At 59.8% G+C, this 23,122-nt stretch carries 27 protein-coding genes; 18 read left to right on the top strand and 9 right to left on the bottom strand.

What is annotated here, in order from left to right; all coding sequences use genetic code 11:
- On the top strand, nt 1-683 hold a 683-nt coding region (locus VJV58_RS17020), incomplete at its 5' end, for an NAD(P)/FAD-dependent oxidoreductase (RefSeq protein WP_324138529.1).
- A gap of 7 nt (nt 684-690) precedes the next feature.
- On the opposite strand, the gene VJV58_RS17015 is transcribed toward VJV58_RS17020, so the two are convergent.
- On the bottom strand, nt 691-909 hold the full coding sequence (locus tag VJV58_RS17015) for a hypothetical protein (protein WP_324138528.1): 219 nt from the start codon (nt 907-909) through the stop codon (nt 691-693).
- 309 nt (nt 910-1,218) lie between these two features.
- Here VJV58_RS17015 and VJV58_RS17010 point away from each other — a divergent pair, with 309 nt between their 5' ends.
- The 5 genes from VJV58_RS17010 to VJV58_RS16990 all read left to right on the top strand — a co-directional run bounded on the left by VJV58_RS17010 (nt 1,219) and on the right by VJV58_RS16990 (nt 6,610).
- Nucleotides 1,219-2,967: a DUF3369 domain-containing protein gene (locus VJV58_RS17010; RefSeq protein ID WP_324138527.1), complete on the top strand. Its 1,749-nt coding sequence runs from the start codon at nt 1,219-1,221 to the stop codon at nt 2,965-2,967.
- Nucleotides 2,964-3,704 (top strand): response regulator, encoded by a 741-nt coding sequence (locus VJV58_RS17005; protein WP_324138526.1) that lies wholly within the window; start codon nt 2,964-2,966, stop codon nt 3,702-3,704. The genes VJV58_RS17010 and VJV58_RS17005 overlap by 4 nt, the downstream gene beginning before the upstream one ends.
- 239 nt (nt 3,705-3,943) lie before the next feature.
- Nucleotides 3,944-4,555, top strand: coding sequence for a sigma-70 family RNA polymerase sigma factor (locus VJV58_RS17000; protein WP_324138525.1), 612 nt, complete (start codon nt 3,944-3,946; stop codon nt 4,553-4,555).
- 368 nt (nt 4,556-4,923) lie between these two features.
- Entirely contained in the window at nt 4,924-5,517 is a 594-nt protein-coding gene (locus VJV58_RS16995; RefSeq protein WP_324138524.1) for a L,D-transpeptidase, read from the top strand.
- Between the two features lie 55 nt (nt 5,518-5,572).
- Nucleotides 5,573-6,610, top strand: coding sequence for an amino acid ABC transporter substrate-binding protein (locus VJV58_RS16990; RefSeq protein ID WP_324138523.1), 1,038 nt, complete (start codon nt 5,573-5,575; stop codon nt 6,608-6,610).
- An 87-nt stretch (nt 6,611-6,697) separates the two neighbouring features.
- Here the strand turns inward: VJV58_RS16990 and VJV58_RS16985 are convergent, their stop codons facing one another.
- A complete protein-coding gene (locus VJV58_RS16985; protein WP_324138522.1) occupies nt 6,698-7,837 on the bottom strand; it encodes an acyl-CoA dehydrogenase family protein in 1,140 nt (379 codons plus the stop codon).
- A gap of 116 nt (nt 7,838-7,953) precedes the next feature.
- On the bottom strand, nt 7,954-9,138 hold the full coding sequence (locus tag VJV58_RS16980) for an acyl-CoA dehydrogenase family protein (RefSeq protein WP_324138521.1): 1,185 nt from the start codon (nt 9,136-9,138) through the stop codon (nt 7,954-7,956).
- A 191-nt stretch (nt 9,139-9,329) separates the two neighbouring features.
- Between VJV58_RS16980 and VJV58_RS16975 the strand changes: the two genes are divergently transcribed.
- Nucleotides 9,330-9,875: a carboxymuconolactone decarboxylase family protein gene (locus VJV58_RS16975; RefSeq protein ID WP_324138520.1), complete on the top strand. Its 546-nt coding sequence runs from the start codon at nt 9,330-9,332 to the stop codon at nt 9,873-9,875.
- 18 nt (nt 9,876-9,893) lie between these two features.
- A complete protein-coding gene (locus tag VJV58_RS16970; RefSeq protein ID WP_324138519.1) occupies nt 9,894-10,391 on the top strand; it encodes a VOC family protein in 498 nt (165 codons plus the stop codon).
- A 39-nt stretch (nt 10,392-10,430) separates the two neighbouring features.
- On the opposite strand, the gene VJV58_RS16965 is transcribed toward VJV58_RS16970, so the two are convergent.
- The 6 genes from VJV58_RS16965 to VJV58_RS16940 form a co-directional block, all read right to left on the bottom strand.
- Nucleotides 10,431-11,645 (bottom strand): MFS transporter, encoded by a 1,215-nt coding sequence (locus tag VJV58_RS16965; protein ID WP_324138518.1) that lies wholly within the window; start codon nt 11,643-11,645, stop codon nt 10,431-10,433.
- Nucleotides 11,646-11,736: 91 nt separating this feature from the next.
- Complete coding sequence (locus tag VJV58_RS16960) at nt 11,737-12,099, bottom strand: nuclear transport factor 2 family protein (protein ID WP_324138517.1); 363 nt, start codon at nt 12,097-12,099, stop codon at nt 11,737-11,739.
- A gap of 39 nt (nt 12,100-12,138) precedes the next feature.
- Nucleotides 12,139-13,383 (bottom strand): MFS transporter, encoded by a 1,245-nt coding sequence (locus VJV58_RS16955; protein WP_324138516.1) that lies wholly within the window; start codon nt 13,381-13,383, stop codon nt 12,139-12,141.
- 119 nt (nt 13,384-13,502) lie between these two features.
- Nucleotides 13,503-14,186, bottom strand: coding sequence for a DUF938 domain-containing protein (locus VJV58_RS16950; protein ID WP_324138515.1), 684 nt, complete (start codon nt 14,184-14,186; stop codon nt 13,503-13,505).
- Between the two features lie 21 nt (nt 14,187-14,207).
- The gene (locus VJV58_RS16945; protein ID WP_324138514.1) at nt 14,208-15,209 is read right to left on the bottom strand and encodes an MBL fold metallo-hydrolase; all 1,002 of its coding nucleotides are present in this window, start codon (nt 15,207-15,209) and stop codon (nt 14,208-14,210) included.
- Nucleotides 15,206-15,529 (bottom strand): metalloregulator ArsR/SmtB family transcription factor, encoded by a 324-nt coding sequence (locus VJV58_RS16940; protein WP_324138534.1) that lies wholly within the window; start codon nt 15,527-15,529, stop codon nt 15,206-15,208. Before VJV58_RS16940 ends, VJV58_RS16945 begins: the two co-directional genes overlap by 4 nt.
- A gap of 207 nt (nt 15,530-15,736) precedes the next feature.
- Here VJV58_RS16940 and soxC point away from each other — a divergent pair, with 207 nt between their 5' ends.
- From soxC to VJV58_RS16890, 10 genes are all read left to right on the top strand, one after another.
- Nucleotides 15,737-17,017 (top strand): sulfite dehydrogenase, encoded by a 1,281-nt coding sequence (gene soxC / locus VJV58_RS16935; RefSeq protein WP_414641516.1) that lies wholly within the window; start codon nt 15,737-15,739, stop codon nt 17,015-17,017.
- A complete protein-coding gene (locus VJV58_RS16930) occupies nt 17,001-17,675 on the top strand; it encodes a cytochrome c (RefSeq protein WP_324138513.1) in 675 nt (224 codons plus the stop codon). Before soxC ends, VJV58_RS16930 begins: the two co-directional genes overlap by 17 nt.
- A 64-nt stretch (nt 17,676-17,739) precedes the next feature.
- The gene (gene soxX, locus VJV58_RS16925; protein WP_324138532.1) at nt 17,740-18,066 is read left to right on the top strand and encodes a sulfur oxidation c-type cytochrome SoxX; all 327 of its coding nucleotides are present in this window, start codon (nt 17,740-17,742) and stop codon (nt 18,064-18,066) included.
- Between the two features lie 27 nt (nt 18,067-18,093).
- The gene (gene soxY / locus VJV58_RS16920; protein WP_324138512.1) at nt 18,094-18,591 is read left to right on the top strand and encodes a thiosulfate oxidation carrier protein SoxY; all 498 of its coding nucleotides are present in this window, start codon (nt 18,094-18,096) and stop codon (nt 18,589-18,591) included.
- A 79-nt stretch (nt 18,592-18,670) separates the two neighbouring features.
- Nucleotides 18,671-18,982 (top strand): thiosulfate oxidation carrier complex protein SoxZ, encoded by a 312-nt coding sequence (gene soxZ, locus VJV58_RS16915; protein WP_324138511.1) that lies wholly within the window; start codon nt 18,671-18,673, stop codon nt 18,980-18,982.
- Nucleotides 18,983-19,114: 132 nt separating this feature from the next.
- On the top strand, nt 19,115-19,912 hold the full coding sequence (soxA, locus tag VJV58_RS16910; protein WP_324138531.1) for a sulfur oxidation c-type cytochrome SoxA: 798 nt from the start codon (nt 19,115-19,117) through the stop codon (nt 19,910-19,912).
- A 2-nt stretch (nt 19,913-19,914) separates the two neighbouring features.
- Nucleotides 19,915-20,235 (top strand): hypothetical protein, encoded by a 321-nt coding sequence (locus VJV58_RS16905; RefSeq protein ID WP_414641515.1) that lies wholly within the window; start codon nt 19,915-19,917, stop codon nt 20,233-20,235.
- A 29-nt stretch (nt 20,236-20,264) separates the two neighbouring features.
- Complete coding sequence (gene soxB, locus VJV58_RS16900; RefSeq protein WP_324138510.1) at nt 20,265-22,013, top strand: thiosulfohydrolase SoxB; 1,749 nt, start codon at nt 20,265-20,267, stop codon at nt 22,011-22,013.
- Nucleotides 22,010-22,489: a hypothetical protein gene (locus VJV58_RS16895; protein ID WP_324138509.1), complete on the top strand. Its 480-nt coding sequence runs from the start codon at nt 22,010-22,012 to the stop codon at nt 22,487-22,489. Before soxB ends, VJV58_RS16895 begins: the two co-directional genes overlap by 4 nt.
- An 11-nt stretch (nt 22,490-22,500) precedes the next feature.
- Nucleotides 22,501-22,953 (top strand): DsrE family protein, encoded by a 453-nt coding sequence (locus VJV58_RS16890; RefSeq protein ID WP_324138508.1) that lies wholly within the window; start codon nt 22,501-22,503, stop codon nt 22,951-22,953.
- Nucleotides 22,954-23,122 lie beyond the last annotated feature (169 nt).

Raw genomic sequence — 23,122 nt, 5'->3', positions numbered from 1 at the left:
ACGCGCTGCCGGCGGTGCTCAACACGTTCGGCGACCACCTGTCCACCCGGGCGCTGCGCCAGCTGCACCTGCTCGGCGTCGAGGTCGAGCTGAACACCAAGGTGGTCAACGTCGACCGCACCGGCATCGAGGTCGAGTCGGAGCGCGGTCACCAGCGCATCCCGTCGATGACGAAGGTGTGGGCGGCCGGTGTCGCCGCTCCCCCGCTGGCCCGCAAGCTGGCCGAGGCGACCGGCGCCAAGATCGACCGGGCCGGGCGCATCTTCGTCCAGCCCGACCTGACCGTGCCCGGCCACCCCGAAATCTTTGCGATCGGCGACACCATTGTAATCGCCGGGCCGGATGGCAATCCGATCCCGGGCATCGCGCCGGCTGCCAAACAACAGGGCCGTTATGTCGCCGACTCGATCAAAGCGCGTTTGCGTGGTGAAACGCCGGCGCCGTTCCGCTACAAGCATGCGGGCAGCCTTGCGCAGATCGGCAAGCGCAAGGCGGTGATCGATTTCGGAAGCATCAAATTGCGCGGCGCGCTTGCCTGGTGGATCTGGGGCATCGCGCATATCTATTTTCTGATCGGCCTGCGCAATCGGCTGAGCGTAGCTCTGACCTGGCTTTGGGTCTACGCTCGCGACCAGCGCGCCGCTCGGCTCATCACCCAAGGCAGCAGCAAGGTGGGCCGTTGACGCGCGTTTATGCGGACTTCCTCCAGGCCGCCTCGTTCTTCTTTTCGTAGTCTGCGAACGCCTTGACGAGCCCGAGCAAAACCTCGGCGGAGGTTTCGAACATAGCCGCAAGCTGCGGATCATCAACCTTGTCGATGTCCTGACGTAGATGGGTCACCGTCTCCTCGAGGCGCTTCTTCATTTTCTGGGTATGATGCAGCGGGTTCTTCTCGGAAGCTGAAGCCATAGCCGCTTCTCCTGCTGTTGGTGCGTCGGAGCCAACGCGGCGATGGTGCGGCAGTTCCCGGAACGCTGGGGCGCGAGCACGCTCAAGCTTGCAGGTATTGGCGGCCGTGGTTAATACGCGTGCCCAAGATGTGCCGATGCCGCTCGGGCGGGCCCTCCATTTTCTATAATCATGTCAGGCAGCAGCTCCGCAGGCTAGATATTGGCGGGAATTCAGAGGGGGGACAAGCCACCACATTTCGCACTATCATGCCAGCGACCGCTACTGCGGCTGCGAAAATTGGAGACGACACAAGCGACGGGATCCACAATGGCCGAACAGGACGATCTCCTCTACCTGATCGAAGACACCGGAACCGCTCCGGAAGCATCGACCGCGCGCAAGTGGAAGGTCGCCGTCATTGATGACGATCCGGCCGTTCATGAGGGTACGCGCTTCGCGCTAAGCGACTACGAGCTACGCGGCCAGACGCTCGAAATCCTCTCGGCCTATTCGGCGGCCGAGGGCCGCAGCCTGATGCGCGACCACCCGGACATCGCGGCGGTGCTGCTCGACGTCATCATGGAAACCGACGCGGCGGGTCTGGATCTCGTCGACTACATTCGAAACGAACTGCATAATGAGACTGTCCGTATCATCTTGCGTACCGGCCAGCCCGGCCAGGCGCCGGAGCGCCGCGTCATCGTCCAGTACGACATCAACGACTACAAAGCGAAAACCGAGCTGACCGCTGACAAGCTGTTCACCTCGCTGACCGCGGCGCTGCGTAGTTATCAGCAACTCGAGCGGATGGTGCAGACCCGGCGAGGACTCGAAATCATCATCGATGCAGCTTCGACGCTGTACGATTTCAAGTCGATGCAGCGATTGGCCGAAGGCGTACTCACCCAGTTGGCCTCGCTTCTTAACGTCGATTGCGCCGGCATTCTGGTGCTGCGCGACGACGCCGGCAGTTCGGGAGCGGATTATTCGGTGCTTGCCGGCTCTGGGTGCTATAGCCGCTTCATCGGAATGGCCGGATCCAAATCGCTGGATCCGGAGTTGCGCCAGATGGTCGAAGCAGCATTCCAGCGGCGCAAGAACGAATTCCTCGATCAGCGCAGCGTTCTCTATCTGCGCACCGGCAGCGGCCGCGAAGTCGTGGTGCTTTTGCAGGCCGAGCGCCAACTGTCGGACATGGATCGCGCACTGGTCGAGCTTTTTGGCAGCAGGCTTTCGATCGCGTTCGACAACGTGATCCTCTACCAGCAGCTGCAACAGGCCAATAGCCAACTCGAGGACCGGGTGGCACAGCGGACCCGCGCGCTGATGCAGGCCAACCGACGGCTTTCGTCGCAATGGCTGCGGTTGCAACGTGCCAACGGTTTCAAAAACGAAATCCTCGGCACCGTTGCGCACGATCTCAAGAACCCACTTGGCGTGATCCTCGGCCGGACTGAAATGCTGACTGAATTGATCACCGCTGGATCTTCCAAGGAGAGCGTCACCGCGCAGGTCGAGCACATTCGCGACGCCACCAAGCGGTTGACTTCGATGGTCGATAATCTGATTTCGGATGCAATGGCGGACGCCTTCGATATCTCGATCCGCCGCGAAGCGACGGATATTGCCGGATTAGTCACTGAGGTCGCGGACGCAAACCAGCCGTTGGCAACCAACAAGCAGCAGACGATTATGGTGTCGGCGCCGGCGAATTTCGTGACCATGTGCGATGCGGATCGCATCCGGGAAGCCATCGACAATCTGATCAGCAACGCCATCAAGTACAGCCCGATCGGCGGCAAGATCACAGTGCTGGTGAGCCAGTACAACAACAACACAGTCATTCGCGTCGCCGATGAAGGCGCCGGCTTGTCGCCCGAAGATCTAGGCCGGCTATTCGGCCGGTTTCAGCGCCTTTCCGCCAAACCTACGGGCGGTGAAAGCTCGACCGGACTCGGGCTTTCGATCGTCAAGCGCATCATCGACATGCACGGCGGCCAGGTGACCGCCGATAGTGCCGGGCCCGGACAGGGCTCGACCTTTACCGTAATGCTGCCTGCAACAGAGACGTCATGAGCCAGAGCCAACACATTGTCATAGTGGACGACGAGGCGCCGGCACGCGAGATGGTCGGCGATTACCTGAAAATGCACGGCTTTACGGTCACGCTTTGCGACGGAGGAAAGAGCCTGCGTAGGGCGATTGAAACGAGCGTGCCTGATCTGGTCGTTCTCGATCTGAACATGCCGGAGGAAGACGGGCTTTCCATCATTCGGGATCTGAAAGGCCGGATCAATGTTCCGGTCATCATGCTAACGGCAACCGCAAGCCCGATCGACCGCGTCGTCGGCCTCGAACTCGGTGCAGATGATTACATCGCGAAGCCTTGCGAACTGCGCGAATTGATGGCGCGAATCCGCTCGGTGCTGCGACGTAGCGCGCCTTCCAGGACCGCGGCCGGGACGGATGCCGCGAGCACAAAAGCAGCGAAAGATCGATTGGTGCGATTTGGTACCAAATGGCTCGATCTAGAGGCACAGGCTTTACGTGACGACGAGGGTAACGAGCACCCGTTGACTGCTTCTGAATTCAGCTTGCTCAAAGTCTTCGCGGCAAATCCCAAGCGGGTATTGTCGCGCGAGCGTTTGCTCGAACTCGCGAACGCACGTGACGCAGAAGCCTTCGATCGCGCGGTCGATCTGCGCATTATGCGAATTCGCCGCAAGATCGAACTCGACCCCACCAAACCGGCCGTGATCCGGACCATCCGCGGCGGCGGTTACCTGTTTTCGCCGGTCGGGGATAAAGCCTGACCTGAGGCGGGCCTTGAAGCTCAATGAGGTTTGCGGGGAAACATCGCGAGCCTGACCACCCGCCCTGCCGTTGAAATTGCTCACATTTCCACCCGAATTGTTTCATCGCCGGCCGCGAGACGAAACAATTTTCCCGCCGATGAAACCATTTTCCCTTTGGCGTGCAGACGTCCGGAAACGCTGGCCCAGTAACAATTTAGCCCAACAACGCCGCTTAAGCGGCGCACGGGGAGCCAGTCATGCAAAACGTCATCGCCATCAATGCCGCAGCACGGCAAGGCATCGTCGCCGCCCAGACGACCTCGGATGAAATGCTGCTGGATAGTATTGCGAACGGGGGCCGGACCGCGATGCACGTCCTGTATTCGCGCCATAATGTGCGGGTTTACCGTTTCGTGCTTCGCATCGTGCGCGACACCACCTTGGCCGAAGACCTCACCAGCCAGGTGTTTCTAGATGTTTGGCGCACAGCCAAAAAGTTCGAGCGCAGGTCCCAGGTATCCACCTGGCTGCTGTCGATTGCGCGCTTCAAGGCGCTGACCGCCCTGCGTCAGCGCCGCCATGAAGACGTCGATCAGGACGATGTGCTTGAAATTCCAGACCAGGCTGACACCCCGGAAACTTCGCTTGCACGCAGCAGAACCCGCACCATCCTGCGGGCTTGCGTCGCGAAACTATCGCCGGCGCACCGCGAGATCATCAACCTCGTTTACTACCACGAGAAGTCCGTCGAAGAAGTCGGCGCGATCATCGGAATCCCTCAGAGCACGGTGAAAACCCGGATGTTCTATGCGCGCAAACAACTCGCCGACCTGCTCAAGGGCGCAGGCATCGATAGTCTCGCGGCATGAGCAAGGCGATTTTCGACAAAAGCTTCGCCAGGCAACAAATGAAACAATCGACGCCATCGGGCGGAAATATTTCTCAACTATAGCATCCATTACCGATAACTGCTGATCAACGCTTTCTAAATTCGCGACGCCTTACCTCCCAAGCGCCTCCAACGACCCGGACGGGATGCCCCCTTCCGGGTCGCTCTGTTTGAAGCGTGTGCTCCTCGCGCTGAACACCCCAGGGGCTCGCCTGAATGGTGCTTTCACGCCACATCGGCGAATTCACAAAACGAAACGCCCTCCACGTCATGCGCGGATTGCTTGCCATCGGACGGTGCCTGAGATTTGATGGCTCGTATTTTGGCAGATGCCGCAAAGAGGTTTGCATGCTCGATTTTCGTAACCTGACCTGCACCATCATTGCCGCGGTCGGCCTGACGCTCTCGACGTCCTCCAGCTTCGCGCAGCAGCCAGACATCGGCGACCAGCCGGGACTTTTGGCCGACGATTCCGTGGAATTGGATCCGGAATACCGCAAGCAGGTGGTGTACTACCGCACATCAGAGGCGCCCGGCACGATCATCATCGCCACCGCGGAGCGCCATCTCTACCTAGTTCAGGGCAATGGCCGCGCGTTGCGCTACGGCATCGGGGTCGGCCGCGATGGCTTCCAATGGCAGGGCCTGCTGAACATTTCGCGGAAAGCGGAGTGGCCGGACTGGACACCTCCGCCGGAGATGATCGCGCGCCAACCTTATCTGCCTCGCTTCATGGCGGGCGGGCCGGGTAACCCGCTCGGCGCCCGCGCAATGTACCTCGGCTCGACGGTGTACCGCATCCACGGCACCAATCGCCCCGACACCATCGGCACCGCCGTCTCATCCGGCTGCTTCCGACTGGTCAATGCCGACGTCACGGACCTCTATGAGCGCGTGCCGGTTGGCACCAAGGTCATCGTGCGTCAGAAGCCAGAATTATGACCAGCGCAGAGCTTCACGCCCGCTGCATTTTCAAGACCGTTGCGAGAGACAAATCATGCGCACATTCCGAAGCGGCCTTCTGATTGGGCTTGCGATTGCAGTTGCCGTGGCAGCCATCGCCATCACCTATGAACGCTACGACACGCGCACGCTGAGCCGCACCACCCGGCGCGGCGAGGTGCTGTGCGGCGTCAACAAAGGCCTTCCCGGTTTTTCGATTCCAGACGATAAGGGCAACTGGACCGGCTTCGATGTCGATTTCTGCCGCGCGATTGCCGCGGCGATTTTCGACGATCCGAAAAAAGCGAAATTTGTTCCGCTCGAAGCCAGCGAGCGTTTCAAAGAGCTGCAGAACCGGAAAGTCGATATTCTCTCGCGCAACTCGACCTGGAGCATGGCGCGGGAAACCAACTACGACCTCTATTTTCCAGCCGTTGCTTATTATGACGGCGAGGGTTTCATGGTGCCGCGGGATCGTAAAATAGATACCGCACTGGAGTTGAATGGTAGCAAGGTCTGCGTGCAGTCGGAAACAACGACGCAGCTCAACCTTGCAGACTATTTCCGCGCAAACAACATGAAATATCAAGAAGTTAAATTCGGCAAACTCGATGATGTCATCAAGGCCTATGATTCCGGGCAATGCGACACGTTGACCGCCGACGTCTCCCAGCTTTATGCGCTGCGGCTGAACATGGCAAAGCCCAGTGACCAGGTGATCCTGCCCGATATCATCTCGAAGGAGCCGCTCGCCCCCGTGGTCCGGCAGCGCGACGATGACTGGATGATGATTGTGAAATGGACGTTGTACGCGATGATCAATGCCGAAGAACTCGGCGTTACCTCAAAGAATATCGACGAGGCGCTGAAATCAAAGAAGCCCGACGTGATGCGCCTGGTCGGCACCGACGGGACTTACGGCGAGGAGCTCGGGTTGAGCAAAGACTGGGCGGCCCGGATTATCCGCCACGTCGGTAACTACGGCGAGGTGTATGAACGTAATGTCGGTTCAGGCTCGAAGCTCGGCATCCCCCGCGGCCTCAATCAGCTCTGGAGCTCCGGCGGCATCCAGTACGCACCGCCGATCAGGTGATGTTCGCGCTCGCATGGCTTGATTGACTACGCCGCCCAACCTGTTGCCTCGTGCACATTCGCGAGGCCCGCGGGCTCCGGATAAGATTCAATAATTTTTCAGCCTCGCCAGCTGATCGGCATGGAAGTTGCTGTCGCCAAACAATTCCTGGCATACCCTTGCGCGTTTCATAAAGAAGCCGATATCGAACTGGTCGGTCATGCCCATGCCGCCGTGCATCTGCACGCCTTCCTGAACCGCGAGCGTCGCGGTCGAACCGGCGCGGGCTTTCGCTACCGCAACGGCCGCCCCAGCGCTTTCGACATCGGCGTCGAGGCTCTGCAGTGCCTTCAGCACCGCGGCGCGGGTGATCTCGATGTCGATATATAGCTGCGCGGCCCGGTGCTGGAGCGCCTGAAATTCGCCGATCCGCTTGCCGAACTGCTTGCGCTCCTTGAGGTAGTCGACGGTGCGGCCGAACACCTCCTCACTGAGCCCGACCATTTCCGCGGCCACCGCGCCTCGGCCGATGTTGAGCACGCCTTCCATAAGGCGATACCCTTGATCGACCTCGCCGAGCACGCTATCGGCATTCAGTTCGACATTGTCGAATATGATTCGCGCCGCATTATGTGAATCAACCATGGCGGTGCGCTCGGTCTCGACACCTTTGCTGTTCGGATCGACCAGAAAAAGCGTCAGCCCTTCGCGCTCGCCGGCCGCACCCGCGCTACGGGCCGCGACAATCAAGAGATCGGCAGTATGGCCGTCCACCACAAAGGCTTTTGCGCCATTTAGCCTGAAGCCGTTCCCGGAGCGCACCGCCTGCATGTTTGTCCGCAGCGGTCGATGCTTGGCGCCCTCGTCGATCGCGAGCGCCGCAAGCAGGGTGCCATCGGATATTTTCGGCAGATGCTCGGATTTTTGGGCGGCGCTGCCACCGCGCGACAGCGCCGAAGCCGCGAGCACGGCCGTGGCAAGGAACGGCGATGGCATCAGAGTGCGGCCGATCTCCTCCATCACCACGCCGGCTTCGACGCAACCCAGCCCGCTGCCCCCGAAGCTTTCCGGGACCAGCAGCCCTGAAAACCCCATCTCGGCGAATGTTTTCCAGAGGTCGCGCGAAAACCCGGTCGGGTCCTTGCTGTCCCGAAGTTGGCGCAGATGGGATACCGGGGCCTTGTCGCTGATGAGACCGCGCGCGCTGTCGCGCAACATCGATTGTTCTTCGCTAAGGACGAGCGCCATTTCAGATTCCGTTCAGGGGGCCAGGTTTGAGAGCGTCATTCCGGGATCGTCCAAAGGACAGCCAGGAATGTAAAGGTGCGATTGTCGCGTTCGCCGCCAGCGGATGATCATTGAGATCACGCCCCCGGCAAATCAAGAATCCGCTTTGCCACAATGCCAAGCATGACCTCGCTGGTGCCGCCCTCGATCGAATTGGCTTTGGTCCGCAACCAGGCGCGCGGCCTAGCGCCGCCTTTCGAGCGCTCGCTTTCCCATTCCAGCGCGTCGATGCCGCCTGCCGACATCAGGATTTCGTAACGGCGCTTGTTCAACTCGGTGCCGTAATATTTCATTGCCGAGGAAAATGCCGGGTAGGCCTGGCCTGCCTTCGCCAGATCGACCGCGCGCTCGGCCGCGCAAGCCAGCGCCGCTTCGTCGATCTCGAAGCTTGCGATCTGCCCCCTGAGAATCGGATCTTCCAGGCGGCCCTGCTCATCGATGCCTAACGAGTCTGCAGCAACCTGACCAAGCGGCCGGCCGACGCCGCGCTCGCCCATGCCCGAAATCATCGCCCGCTCGTGCTGCAGCAGATATTTGGCAACGTCCCAGCCCCGGTTAACCGTGCCGACCACGTTGCTTTTCGGCACCCGAACATTGTCGAAAAATGTCTCGCAAAAAGGCGAGCGGCCCGAGATCAGCAGAATCGGTTTGGTGGAGACGCCCTTCGAGGCCATGTCGAACAAGATAAAACTGATTCCATCGTGCTTCCTGGCGCTGGCATCGGTGCGCACCAGGCAGAAAATCCAGTCGGCGTAATTCGCGTACGAGGTCCAGATCTTCTGGCCGTTGATGATGAAATCCTCGCCGTCGCTCTCGGCGCGGGTCTGCAACGATGCGAGATCGGACCCGGCGTTCGGCTCGGAACAGCCTTGGCACCACCGGATCAGGCCGGCCGCTATCTTCGGCAGGTGTTCTCTTTTCTGCGCCTCGGTGCCGTATTTCAGCAAGGCCGGCCCCAGCATCGAAATGCCGAACGAGGTCAAGGGCTGCCGTGCGCCGATCGCGGCCATCTCCTGGCGCACGATCTTGGTCTGCTCGGGATCGAGGCCCCCACCGCCATATTCCTTCGGCCAGTGCGGCACCGTCCAACCTTTGTCGCGCATGCGCTCGAACCAGACGCGCTGCGGCTCGGATGAAAACGTCGTATTGCGGCCGCCCCAGAAGGTATCCTCCTCCGAGCTCATCGGCCGGCGCATCTCCGGTGGGCAATTCGTCTCCAGCCAGGCGCGGGTTTCACGGCGAAACTTTTCCGGGTCGGACATAGCGGCATTTCCAGTTGTGTGGCGGCCGCCTTCGGCTGCCGATCGATGCGTCATCGCGGATCGACCTTAGCTATAAGGTCGCCGAATTCAATATGTCTGTGCTCGCATCCATGCTGCAGCCTCGAATGTGGCCATGACTGCCGATCGGGTGTATTCGCAAGCTCGCAGAAAGAAAACACGAGGAAACCGAGATGCGCCTGAAGTTGCTTTCGCCTAGCGAAATGAACGCGGACCAGAAACAAACCTATGATGAATCGATCGCTGGCAAGCGCGGTGCGCCGCCTCCGCCGATGATGGCCTGGCTCAACAGCCCGGAGATGGCGCGGCACGCCACGCGGCTGGGCGGATTTCTGCGGTTTGATACGGTGTTTCCAGCCAAGCTTTCGGAGATTGCAATCCTGGTCACCGCGCGTCACTGGAGCTCGCATTACGAGTGGTATGCGCACAAGCGGCTTGCGATCAAGGGCGGCATGGATTTGAAGACGATCGAAGACATCCGCGATCGTCGCACGCCGCGATTCGATGACCCTAAAGCGCAGATGATCTATGACGTTTCGAAATCGCTGCACGAAGGCCATGGCGTTTCAAAAGCATTGTACGACGAGGCCGTGAAGGTGCTCACAGTGCGCGGACTGGTCGAGATCATCGGGCTGTGCGGCTATTACACGATGGTATCGATGACCCTAAATACATTCGAGTTCGAGCTCCCGGAGGGAGAGGTATCGGAACTGGCTTAGTCATCAGGGAGACCCAATATGGCGGAAACTGTAACGCCCGTCGCCGCAGCGACGCGGATCGGCCATGTCCACCTAAAGGTGGCCGATCTCGATCGAGCGCTGGGATTTTATTGCGGAGTGCTGGGTTTTGAATTGATGCAGCGCATGAGTTCGGGCGCAGCCTTCATTTCCGCAGGCGGCTATCACCATCACATCGGGCTCAACACGTGGGAGAGCAAAGGCGGCCGGCCACCGCCGCCGGGAACAACGGGGCTGTTTCACACTGCCATCCTTTATCCGACCCGTGCAGCGCTGGCTGATGCGCTGCATCGCGTGATGTCCGCGGGCATTCCTCTCGATGGAGCCAGCGACCATGGTGTCAGTGAAGCGCTCTACTTGCGCGATCCCGACGAGAACGGTGTCGAGCTTTATTGCGATCGGCCCAAGGAGCAGTGGCCGCGCAATCCCGACGGCTCGCTGGCGATGTTCACGCACCGGCTCGACATCGATGATCTCCTGCGCCAGCGGGCCACGTGACGCTCATGATGGGCACTGTTGATTCTTGAATACTCCGTTTCAGCCGCGCACCAGGATCAGCGCCGCCGCGATCAGCTCCAAAGCGATGCAGGTGTAGAATGGCAACGCATAACTGCCGGATGCATCGCGCAACAAACCGATGACGCCGGGGCCGAACGCATACGTAACCTGGTTGATCGCGGTGATCAGGCTGATCAGCACGCCGAACGATTGCGGCTCGAATTCTCCCTGAACGATCAAGGATGGCAAAGTTATCAAATTACCGACCGAAAATCCAAATAATGCGCAACATGCGATCAGAACCACTTCATTCCGCGAGTTGATGATGATCGCGAGCGCGATCGCTTGGCTTGCGAATGAGACCGCCGAGGCCAGCCGCTGATTGAGCCGATCAATCACCGTCGAAAACAGTACACGTCCGACCACCGCCATGACCGTCAAGAGCGCGACGGCGGTTGCGGCATGCGCACGGCCGATCACCGGATCAAGAAATGAAATCAGATGAACGATGAATCCGACCTGCGCGAATAGAACGAGCGCGAACGCGATTGTCACGGTGAGAAATCCAATATGACGCAGTGCCTTGGCGCGGATGCGCGCTGCCGGAAGCGGCTCGGCAACGCTCGATCCCGCGGCGCTGCTCGGAAGCGCTGGCGGTCGCCCGACAACGATCAATATAATGGGGACCATCAACACGAGCATCGAAGCTGCTGCCGTGATCATGGCGCCGCCGAATCCGAAATATCCGATTCCCGCCACCAGCAGCGGCACCCCGACGATGCCGCCAAAGCTGGCGCCGTTCAGCGCGAGGCTAATTGCCATGCCGCGTTTGTTGTCGAACCACAGGCCAAGCGTGTTCGTGATGATTGCGAGGCTGGTGCCCGCCCAGCCGAACGCGAGCACCGCGTTGGCAAGATAAAGTTGCCAGGGTGAGGTGACCTGGCCGATCATGATGACGGCTGCGGCCATGGCAACTACGCCGCCGACAAGGCAGTTGCGGGGCCCGAACGAACGCACCGCCTCGCTGACAAAAGCAACCAGTACCGCGCCGAATAAATAGAAGAACGTGGTCGCGGATGAAATCAGCGAGGTCGGCCAGCCGTGCAGGCGATTCAACTCGGCGAGATAGACGCTCTGGCCATAAAACCCGAGTCCCCACCCGAACGTCGCCACCAGAAAGCAGACCACGACGATGCGCCAGCCTTCATAGTGGGCGGAGCTCTCGTCGGGGGCGATGTGACTGGGCCGGCTCATGCACGCCTGTTCCTGCGGATCAAGACACAATGCTAGCGGGCGAAAGCGCGGCAAAGATTCGAGCCGCGCCGAACTGTCGTCCGGAGCGCACTTAGGCCTTCGGTCTGGATGGATCGTAAAAAAAGCGTTCGCGGAAAATTTTTTCGCCGCGCCATTCCTGTAACGCGACCTCGTCGATCCGATGCACCTTGCCGGACTTGTCGGTCAGCTCGAAAACCCAGTGAATGGCCACCCGGTCGTCCTCCATCACCGAGGATACCGCCTTGGAATAGACGTGCGACATTCGCGCAAGCACGGCTCGCTCATGCGCGACCAGCGCGTCGCGGCCCACGCGGGGCGTTGCGCCGTTCTCCTGCATGCTGGAGTCCTCGGTGTAATAGCGCTCGATGGCCGTGGCGTGATCGCCCGATTCTACCGCCGCGATAAATTCGTTCAGGCGTTCACGGGTCGGCATGGACTGGTTCCCATCGTTTCGTAAAACCGGGAGCGCGTTTCAGATGCTCGGATCCGGAAATTCCGACAGCGGCTGCAATCTGCCCTGCCTTCTTGCGAACGACGTGAATCCCAGCACCGCCAGCCCGAACAGCACCGGCGGATACACCACCAGATTCACCGCCGACCAGCCGTAATTCGCAAGCAGTTGCCCTGACGAGAATGAACCGATCGCCATCGTTCCGAACACGAGGAAATCATTGAACGCTTGAACCTTGTTGCGCTCCTGCGGCCGATGGGTTTCCAGCACCAGAGCGGAGGCGCCGACGAAGCCGAGATTCCAGCCTACGCCGAGTACAATCAGCGTCGCCCAGAAATGCAGCGCGGTGATGCCGGAAAGACCAACCGTCGCGGCGATCGCCTCCAGTAGCAATCCCGTTGCGACCACCTTTGGCGCGCCAAAACGCGCGATCAAGGAGCCGGTAAAGAAACTGGGGCCGTACATGGCAACGATATGCCATTGGATGCCGAAGTTGGAATCGCTAAGGCTGAGCCCGCACATCTTCATGGCAAGCGGTGCAGATGTCATGACCAGATTCATCATGGGATAGGCCACGATGCCGCAGATGGCTGCGGCGATGAATCGGGGCTGCCGCACGATGGCGAACAATGGTCGTCCGCCGTGAAGATCCGAGGCGGCGGGCTTTGGCGCGTCGACCCCGTACAGGATCGCCATCGCCACCAGCGCGACCGCGGCCTGCACCACGAAACTGAATGCAAACAGAGACGGAGCCCAGATATCCATGGTCCACTGCACGAGTTGCGGCCCGAGCACGCCGGCGAATATGCCGCCCGCCATCACCCACGAGACCGCTTTGGGACGAAATGCGGTGCTCGCGCCGTCTGCAGCAGCAAAGCGATAGGATTGCGATACCGCGCCGTAGAGGCCCCCGAGGAAGGTCGCGCAGCAGAACAGCGCAAACGAGCCGTGCAGGATTGCAAACGACCCCAGCAGGCCAGTCAGCACGCCGCAGCCGGTTCCGATCATGAAGGCGACGCGGCGGCCATAGGCGCGCGAGATGGCGCCGGTGGGCAGCGTGCCAGCGGCGAGCCCGAGCACATACATCGATAGCGGCACAGTCGCGAGCGACATGTCAGGCGCCAGCGCCGCACCGACGATCGAGCCAGTAGCGAAGATCACGGCCGAATTCGCGCCGGTCAGGGCCTGCGCCGCCGCAAGCCGCGCCAGGTTGGAGCGCGCGCGGGCGTCATCTGAAATCTCGTCGGCCGCCGTCAGATCTATCATCCGCTATTCATCCCGTGCGGTAAGCCTCCGAGCCGCAAGCCGCTGACATTTCCATCACTATGAAGCCGCGATTCCGCGCGATCAACCGATGCAAACGGGCTGGCGCTATGCATGCGCAGCTATGCGGTGTTCCGCCGCTCGAACACCAGCGTGAGGTTGTTGGCGGGCATTTCGACGATCTCGATGAGGCCAAGACCGACAGCGCCGGCCAACTTTTCCACATCTTCGATTTCACGCACCCCCCACTCCGGGTTGTTTTCGCGAAGACTTGCGTCAAAGACAGCGTTGCTCACCGCGGTGTGCTTGCCATGGCGCTTGAACGGTCCGTACAAGAAGACGTGTCCTGGGTCGGTCAAATATCGTCCGGCGCCTGCGAACAGCCCTTCCGCGACCCGCCAAGGCGCAATGTGGATCACGTTGGCGCAGAACACCCCGAGCAGCTTCGCCGGGCCATTACCGTTCTGCATTTCCGGGCACCAGTTCGGATCGGAAAGGTCGATTCGTAGCGGCGGACGGATATTCGGCAACGCCGCATGGGCGCGCCAGGCCTCGATGCTCCTAAGATGCTGCTCATTGAGGTCGCTCGGCCACCACGTGATTTCGGGCATATGCCGCGCGAAATCGACCGCGTGCTGCCCGGTGCCGCTGCCGACTTCAATAACGTCACCATTTTTCGCCGCCAGGTATCGCTTCAGCACGCTTCGGATGGCTTGGTGGTTGCGGTGGTATGCCGGCGCGTCGAGACGGCCGTCAGACTCGACCGGCCGCCCGTCCTTGCCGAATTCGACGAGATATTCAGCCATTCGGCCTCACGGAGCGCTTCATCAAGGCCTATCCGCTTTGAACTGTGATTGTTCCAGCTCCAGATAAATCCGGTAGGCATTGCCACGATTGTTGCTCGCAAACGCCGGCATGTCGCGATAGTTCGACCAGTCGGCCCGCTCGTAGGCGAGGTCGAAATCGGTCCAGTTTTGCACGGCCGTGCTCATCGTATTGCGGACATACTGAATGTAGTCCCGCGTGAACGCGATCGCCTGTTTCGCCTCGGTCGATGTTTTGCCATGGCCGGGAATAATGAATTTCGGATCGAGTTTCGCGACTTCGTCCAGCGCACGCAGCCATTGAGTGGTCGAGACGTCCTCACTGTTCATGAAGGGAATCCGGGCGTTCTGCACGATATCGCCGGCGAACAGCACGCCGTCCGGTTCAACCATCATCATGATGTCGCTGGAGGAGTGCGCCGGACCGGCATAAATCAGCGTCAGCCGGGTTTCACCTAGCGTGACCGTCATGCGCTCCTTGAATGTGAGGTCGGGCGGGACCACTCGGGTGTTGGCGTCAACCCACGGAGACAGCGCCGCTCGCCGTTGATCGAGCCGCTGGTTCGCCTTCTCATCGGCGGTCGGCTCGTTGTCCTTGTATTCGCCAGAGCGCTCCTGCGCGACGATGACGGCCTCGCTGTGATCTTTGAACGCCTGCAATCCATAGATGTGATCGGCATGGTAATGACTTGCGATCACATAGCGAATTTTCTTGTCGGTACGCTTTCGGATGTCCTGCAGCAGCGCCCATCCGAGGCTCGGGGTACCCAATGCATCGAACACCACAACGCCATCGGAAGTGACGACGTATCCCGCGTTCGACGTGTTGCCTTCATTGTCCTTGCCGGGAATGCCGGGATTTCCCGTGCTATACCAGACCGACTTGCCCGGGACCTGCGCGATGCTCAACGGAATCATCAGGGCCGGATAAGGCGAAGTGGTTTGGGCGGAGAGGGCCGCAACGGGGCATGCGGTAAATAATGCGAGCAGCAAGAGACGCCTCACATCATGCTCCCGCAATACATTTCCTTGAGAAGTTGGATCAGACGCAAGGCCTTCCTGTCGGCTATTCGGTAGTGGAGCGTCTGCGATGTTCTGCGAAACGTCACGAGACCATCGGTACGCAAGCGCGCCAGATGCTGTGACAGCGCGGAGGGACTCAGTCTCACCACGCCGAGGATCTCACCAACCGTCATCTCGCCGCGCGCCGCCAGGAAGCAAAGCACCAGTAGCCGTTTCTCGTTGCCGAGCAGCTTAAGGAGCTGCGCGGCATGGCCAGCCTGTCGTGCGAGTTTCTTCAGATCGGCCGCCTCGCCGGCCTGCATCTTCGTACCGGCTATTGCGGCTGCTCTCATTGCCATTTCCAAAAATAGATTTGTGCGCGCGCACTTGTCATACCACGTTACCTTGCGTTTTGCTTGTTTAGCATTGACTAAACTAGCACGTCTCGGTAGAGCTTGGGAAATAACAAGACGAGCCGGTGACGAAGCCGCAACGGAGGAAACGTGCAGCCCGACATTTGGCGCAGCATATTGGTCGCCTCTGGGAACGCCGACCCGCGTAACTCCGTAGGCCGGCGCGGGTTTCTCAAAATTGGCGCGGCGCTAACGGGCGGGGTCGCGCTCGGCGCGAATACCGGCCGCGCCGAAGCATCACCAACGTCGCCGCCCGCCGATGCGCCGTGGTCGCAATCGCTCGGGGCCGGCGTGGTGGACCGGCCTTACGGCAGGCCCGCCGATACCGAGGCCGGCGTCATCCGGCGCAACGTGCCATGGCTTACGGCCAGCACCGAATCCTCCGTCAGTTTTTCGCCGTTGCAGGACCTGCAAGGCATCATTACGCCGAACGGATTGTTCTTCGAACGCCATCACGCCGGACGTCCCGACATCGACCCGGACCAGCATCGGCTGATGATCCATGGCCTTGTAGAGCGCCCGCTGATCCTGAGCATGAACGACATCATGCGGTTTCCTCAGGTCACGCGCATTCACTTCATCGAGTGTCCCGCCAATGGCGGCATGGAATGGCGCGGGGCGCAAATGAATTCCCTGCAGTTCAATCACGGCATGATCAGCTGCGCGGAATGGACCGGGGTCAGGCTCTCCACATTGCTGGAAGAAACGGGTATCCAGAAGGAAGCAAAATGGGCCATGGTTGAGGGCGCGGACGGCGCGCATATGAACCGTAGCCTGCCACTGGACAAGTGCCTCGACGATTGCATTGTGGTCTATGCACAAAACGGCGAGGCGCTGCGGCCGGAACAAGGCTATCCGCTACGGCTGCTGGTGCCGGGCTGGGAAGGCAACGTCAACATCAAGTGGCTGCGAAGAATAAAGCTCGGCGACAAACCCTGGTTCTCTCGCGAAGAGACCTCGAAATATACCGACCTGATGCCGGACGGCAGTTCGCGCGGGTTCACCTGGCTGATCGACGCCAAATCCGTGATTACGTTTCCGTGCCCTGAAAAGCCGCTTGGGTTGACCGGTCTTTACGAGATCAGGGGACTGGCCTGGACCGGCAACGGCAGGGTCAAGCGCGTCGACGTCTCCGTAGATGGCGGCATCAGTTGGCAGACGGCGCGGCTGCACGATCCTGTGCTGTCGAAGGCGCTGACGAAATTCACGCTACCCTGGCGCTGGGACGGCGCGCCAGCGCTGCTGCAATCCCGCGTCATCGACGAGACCGGCTATGTGCAGCCGACGATTACACAACTGCGAAACCAGCGCGGATCGAATTCGGTCTATCACAACAATTCAATTCAGACCTGGCAGGTCAAGCGGGATGGGAGCGTCTTCGATGTTCAACTCGCGTAGCGTTTGCCTGATGTTGTTCGGCGCAGTCATCTTCGCTGTCAGCGGCATCGCCGAGGCCGCGCAGACTGGCCACTTCGGTTATGGCCAGCAGGCCACCCCGGATCAGATCGCCGGATGGGATATCGATGTGCGGGGCGACGATGGTGCGGGGCTTCCGCCTGGCCGTGGCACGATCGAGAGAGGCGCCGAAGTCTTCGCAGATCAATGCGCCGCCTGCCACGGAACCTTCGGCGAGGGCGCGGGCCGATTCCCGAAACTGGTGGGCGGGGCCGGAACGCTCAGAAATGATCGGCCGGAGCTGACGGTCGGCAGCTACTGGCCTTTTGCGCCGACCCTATGGGATTACATTAACCGCGCCATGCCAATGGCGACGCCACATACATTGTCAGCGGATGACGTTTATGCTTTGACCGCCTATATTCTCAACCTGAACGATCTGGTTCCGAACGAATTCGTTGCCGATCGCGACAGTTTGCCGAAAGTCAGAATGCCAAACCGCGGAAATTTCATCTGGACCGACCCGCGACCTGACACAGCGGCCAAAGCATGCATGAACGCATGTGCCGATCCGGCTGACGTCAAAATCACCTCTAGCGCCGAAGGCCTGGACTTGACTCCGCACACCAGCGGGCCGCTCGATACGATGCAACCGAAATAGAATCCCGGAAGATAACGCCTTGATCGACCATCTCTTCAAAAAACCTGTCCTGAGATCGGCGCTGATGTCGGCGCTGGTCATTGGCGCGCTCGCTTCGGCAAGCCCCGTCAGTGCGCAATCGGCGGTTTCGCAAGGTCAAAGCCTCGCCTTCGACCGCGGCAAGGGAAATTGCCTGACCTGTCACGAGATCAAGGGAGGGGATCTACCCGGCACTATCGGACCGCCGTTGAAAGATATCAAAAGCAAGTATCCCGATCGCAACGAGCTCGTGGCGATTGTCGCAGACGAGACCAAGCGCAACCCGCAGACGGTGATGCCTCCGTTCGGACGAAATCACATTTTGACCGATCAGGAGATCAACGCCGTCGTCGATTTCCTGCAGACACTATGACGGCAAGCCGCCTTTAGGAGACGTAAGATGACGATTACTGACGACGACGGCTTTGCAGCCACACGCCGCCTGATCATGAAGGGCGTTGCTTCAGTGGCGCTGGTCGGGCTTGGTCACCTGCCGTTCAGCCTCTCACCGGCTTTTGCCGCGGCCAACGACAAATACCCGGAAGACGCATTCAAGCAGAAGAGCGAAGCGGATGCCATTAAGGCGCTCTACGGCAAGAACCCGGAGCCATCCGACAAGGTCAAACTGGACGCGCCGGAGATCGCCGAGAATGGCGCAGTCGTACCGATTTCAGTTAGCGCCTCGCTGGCCGACGTCAGCTCGATTTCGATTCTCGTGAGCGAGAATCCGAACGCGCTGGCTGCGTCCTACAAGATACCGGCCGGAACGGTGCCAAGCGTGGCCAATCGCCTCAAGATGGCGAAGACCACCAACGTAGTCGCTGTGGTGGAAGCCGGAGGCAAACTCTATAGCGCCTCCAAGGAAGTCAAAGTAACCGTCGGCGGCTGCGGCGGTTGAGACGATATGATCCTGACGCCGCGAAAGTCTCTTAGTGGGACCCGTCTTGCGCAGGGATATAAGTTAGGGAGTAACTTAGATGGCATCGAGCATTCGCGTCCGCGCGACCTCAAGCGGCGAAACTACCGAAGTTCAAGCGCTGATTCAGCACCCGATGGATTCCGGGTTCGTCAAGGATGCCAAGGGCGAGTTGATTCCGCCGCACTTCATCCAGCAACTGACCTTCGAACATGACGGCAAAAGCGTGTTCGTCGCGGATTGGGGGCCAGCCGTCTCAAAGGATCCGTACATCAAGTTCAGCTTTAAGGGCGGCAAAAAGGGCGACGACCTGAAAATCAGCTGGATCGACAACAAGGGCACGAGCGATACGACGACTGCAAAAATTCAGTAACGGCTTTGTTCTAACGCGTCTTCATGCGAACCCTTGTCCACTTCGCCTGAAACGCCCGGGAGATTGAACGTGCGATCTACCATCCAATTTGCCTCGGCCGCTCTCGCACTGGCAGCGCTCGCGTTCAACGCGATGCCGGCGGCCGTCGCGACCGAAACTCCCGATCCGATGGCCGATGCTCGAGCGTTCAAGACGTATTTCACCGAAAAATTTCCCAAGTTGAAGTTGGAGGATTTCGTCAACGGTCCCTATTCGATGAACGAGGATATGCACCGGCAATGGGAAGAGAAGGAACAATTCCCCCCTTATGATTTCTCGCTCGAGGCCGGCAAGGAAATGTTCTCGAAGCCGTTCAAGAACGGCAAGAGCTATGCAGACTGCTTCCCGAACCAGGGGATCGGGATCAGGCAGAATTATCCTTATTTCGACGAAAAGGAAGGCAAAGTCGTCACTCTCGAACTGGCGCTAAATCGCTGCCGCGAGGCCAACGGCGAGGCGCCGCTTTCATATGTCAAGGACGAGATGGCCGCCCTGACCGCCTATATGGCGTTCACGTCCCGCGGCAAGCCGTTCGATATCAAGATCCCCAACGATCCGCGCGCGCTCGAGGCATTTCAGAACGGCAAGCGCTATTTCTATACGCGGCGAGGACAGCTCAATTTCTCCTGCGCGAGCTGCCACGTGCAGAATCCGGGCGAGCGGATTCGCGCCGAGATACTGGCGCCCGCGCTCGGGATTCTCAACGCGATGCCGATCTACCGCTCCGAATGGAGCGGCATGGGCACAATCAGCCGACGCTTTATGACCTGCAACAGCCAGATTCGCGGCGTGCCGCTTGAGCCGCAAGCCGACGAATATCGCGATCTGGAATATTACCTCTCCTATGTCAGCAATGGACTGCCAATCTCCGGTCCGGGAGCGCGGCCATGAGCATGATGCGAAAGGCAGGCACGCTGAAATCTCTGGGCATCCTGGCGTTGATCGCGGCAAGCCCGGCGGCATTCGCGGCAAGCTCCGAGGCGGACTTCAAGGCAGCCTATGCGGCAGCGGAAGCCGCAAACCAAGAGGCTGGCAAATTGCGCAACCAATGGACCACGACAGCCGCTGCATTGGCAGCCGCCAAGAAAGCCGCCGCGGCCGGCGACTTCGACGCGGCTGTGGCGTCCTCGAATGCGGCCGAAGCGCTGGCCAAGGCTTCCATTTTTCAGGCCACGAGCGAAAAAGAAGCCTGGAAAGCCATCGAAATACGCTAGCGCCATCCTGAATGGCGCGGAGGGATCGTATGGCCATCCGCCGTCGCGACTTTCTCAGCCTCGCGGGCACTGCTGCGGTCGCGCCCGCACTGACGCGGATTGCGCGTGGCGCCGAGAGCGCCGGCGTCTATGATTTGCAGGGCTTCGGCAATGCGCGAATCCTGCACATCACCGACACTCACGCGCAGTTACTGCCGGTGTATTTTCGCGAACCCAGCGTCAACATCGGGCTCGGCCCGATGGAAGGCAAACCGCCGCATCTGGTAGGACGCGCTTTTCTCGAGCGCTTCGGCATCAAGTCGGACAGCGCCGACGCATATGCCTTCACATCTCTGGAATTCGAGAAATCCGCCGTGCGGTTCGGCAAGCTCGGTGGCTTCGCCCATTTGAAAACGCTGATCGACCGCCTGCGCAATGATGCCGGAAGGGGACGTGCGCTGCTGCTCGATGGCGGCGATCTTTGGCAGGGAACTGGATTGGCCAACACCATGCAAGGCGCAGACATGGTCGAGGCCGCCAACCTGCTCGGCATCGAAGCAATGACCGGGCATTGGGAATTCACCTACGGCGAGAAAGCGCTCCGCGCCAATCTCGAGCGATTCAAGGGCGAGTTTCTGGCGCAGAACGTTTTCCTCACCGAGGAGGCCGCGTTCAACGATGCCCAGGCATTCGATCCCGCATCACGACGCGTATTCAAGCCTGCGGTGATCAAGGAGCTCGGGGGTGCGCGCATCGCCGTCATCGGCCAGGCCTTTCCCTATGTCCCGATTGCACATCCAAAACGGTTTACGCCGGACTGGACTTTCGGCATTCGCGATGACGAATTGCAGAAATTGGTCGATCGGTTGCGGACGACCGAGAAGGTCGATGCGATTCTGCTGTTGTCGCATAACGGGATGGATGTCGACCTCAAGCTCGCAAGCAGAGTGAGCGGAATTGACGTCATTCTTGGCGGCCATACCCACGATGCCGTTCCGGAGCCGATCGCGGTGGCCAATGCCGGCGGCACCACGCTCGTCACCAACGCCGGCTCAAGCGGTAAATTCCTCGGAGTATTGGATCTCGACATCAGAAAAGGAAGGGTGAGCGACGTTCGCTATCGCCTGCTGCCGGTGTTCTCGGAATTGCTGAAGCCTGATCCGGCAATGTCGGCGCTGATCGAAAAATTGCGGCAGCCGCAAGCCGCGGCCTATGCCGAAAAGATTGCAACCGCCGATCGTTTGCTTTATCGGCGCGGCAATTTCGGCGGCACCGTTGACCAGGTAATCTGCGAGGCGCTGAGCAATGAATTCGGTGCCGAGATCGCGCTGTCGCCGGGATTTCGTTGGGGCAACAGCATCTTGCCGGGCCAGCCGGTAACGATGGAAGACGTATTGAGCGAGACCGCGATTACTTACCCGGAAACCTACGCAGTGAGCATGACCGGCAGACAAATCAAGGATGTCCTCGAAGACGTGTGCGACAATCTCTTCAATACCGATCCTTACTACCAGCAGGGCGGCGATATGGTTCGGGTCGGCGGGCTAGCCTATACTTGTATGCCCGGAGAAGCTCTCGGCCGCCGAATTTCCGACCTGAAGCTTGCGAACGACCGTCCCCTTGAGGCCGGAAAGAGCTACAAAGTAGCGGGATGGGCTTCGGTGAACGAGCAGCAGGGCACGCCGATATGGGACGTGCTGGCCAAACATCTCGCGTCAGGGAAAACGGCCGACCTGCGTGGCGGCGGCATCACGTTGAAGGGCGTGGACGATAATCCGGGCTTTGCGAGGCAGGGATGAAGCATATTTTCAGGCGCCTGCAGTTGATTGGGCCCCTTCTCGCTATCATTGCGACAACAGCGACGATAGCTGCAATCGCGGCAGCAGGCGCTCAGCCCGCCCCGCTGCAGGATAAGCCATTCGCCGAGCATCGCATCGCGTTGCAACTGTCGGACAGCGATCCGAAGAAACAGGGCCTTGTGATCAGCATCGCCTACAACTTGCTCAAGGCGTATGATCCAGACAAGATCGCGATAGAGGTCGTGACGTTCGGGCCCGGCATTGATTTACTGCGCCCCGAGAACGGCAACCGTAAATTGGTCGAGAGCCTGGTCGCGCAAGGCGTGCGCTTCGATATTTGCCTCAACACCGTGGATACGATCGAGCGGGAAACCGGCCATCGGCCCGACATCATCCCGGCCGCGACCCCGGTTCAGGTCGGCGTCGGACAGATACTGACGTTGACCGAAAACGGCTATACATTGGTGCGGCCATAGGAGTTCTGATGATGCGCGGCTTTCTCCGTATCTGTGCCATTGCCTTGATAACCGGTTCGTTCATTTCTGTCGGTCTCGCCGCTGATGGTCAACCGCACCATATCGCCATCCAGATCGATCAGAACGATCCGCAGGTGATGAATTTGGTGCTGAACAACGCCACCAACGTCATCGAACATTATCGCGCAAAGAATCAGGACGTGGATGTCGACATCGTCGCCTATGGCCCCGGCCTGCACATGCTGAGGGCCGACACCTCGCCGGTGCAGGACCGCATCAAGCGACTCAAGGACATGGTATTTCCAGGCAAGATTCAGTTTTCGGCGTGCAACAACACCAAACAGGGCATGGAGAAGGCTGAAGGCCACGAGATTCCCATCGTAGCCAATGCCACCATCGTTCCCTCTGGTGTCGTCCACCTGATGGAATTGCAGGAGCAGGGCTGGAGTTACGTTCGGCCCTAGCTGATCGGTATTCGAACAAGCCGCTCTGGCGCGAGCTGGAACACATTATCAAGATCGATGGTCAACAAGCGGGTTAAATCGAAAATTCACTCGGGGGCGGCACTCCCATGATCTTTCGCCAGCTGTTCGATAGCGTGTCAGGGACCTACAGCTATTTGCTCGCCAGCCG

Origin of the sequence: Bradyrhizobium sp., from assembly GCF_035273305.1 — a bacterium.
Lineage (GTDB): Bacteria > Pseudomonadota > Alphaproteobacteria > Rhizobiales > Xanthobacteraceae > Bradyrhizobium.
Note: the sequence above shows the minus strand (reverse complement) of the source record. Positions and strands in the feature narration are given on the sequence as shown.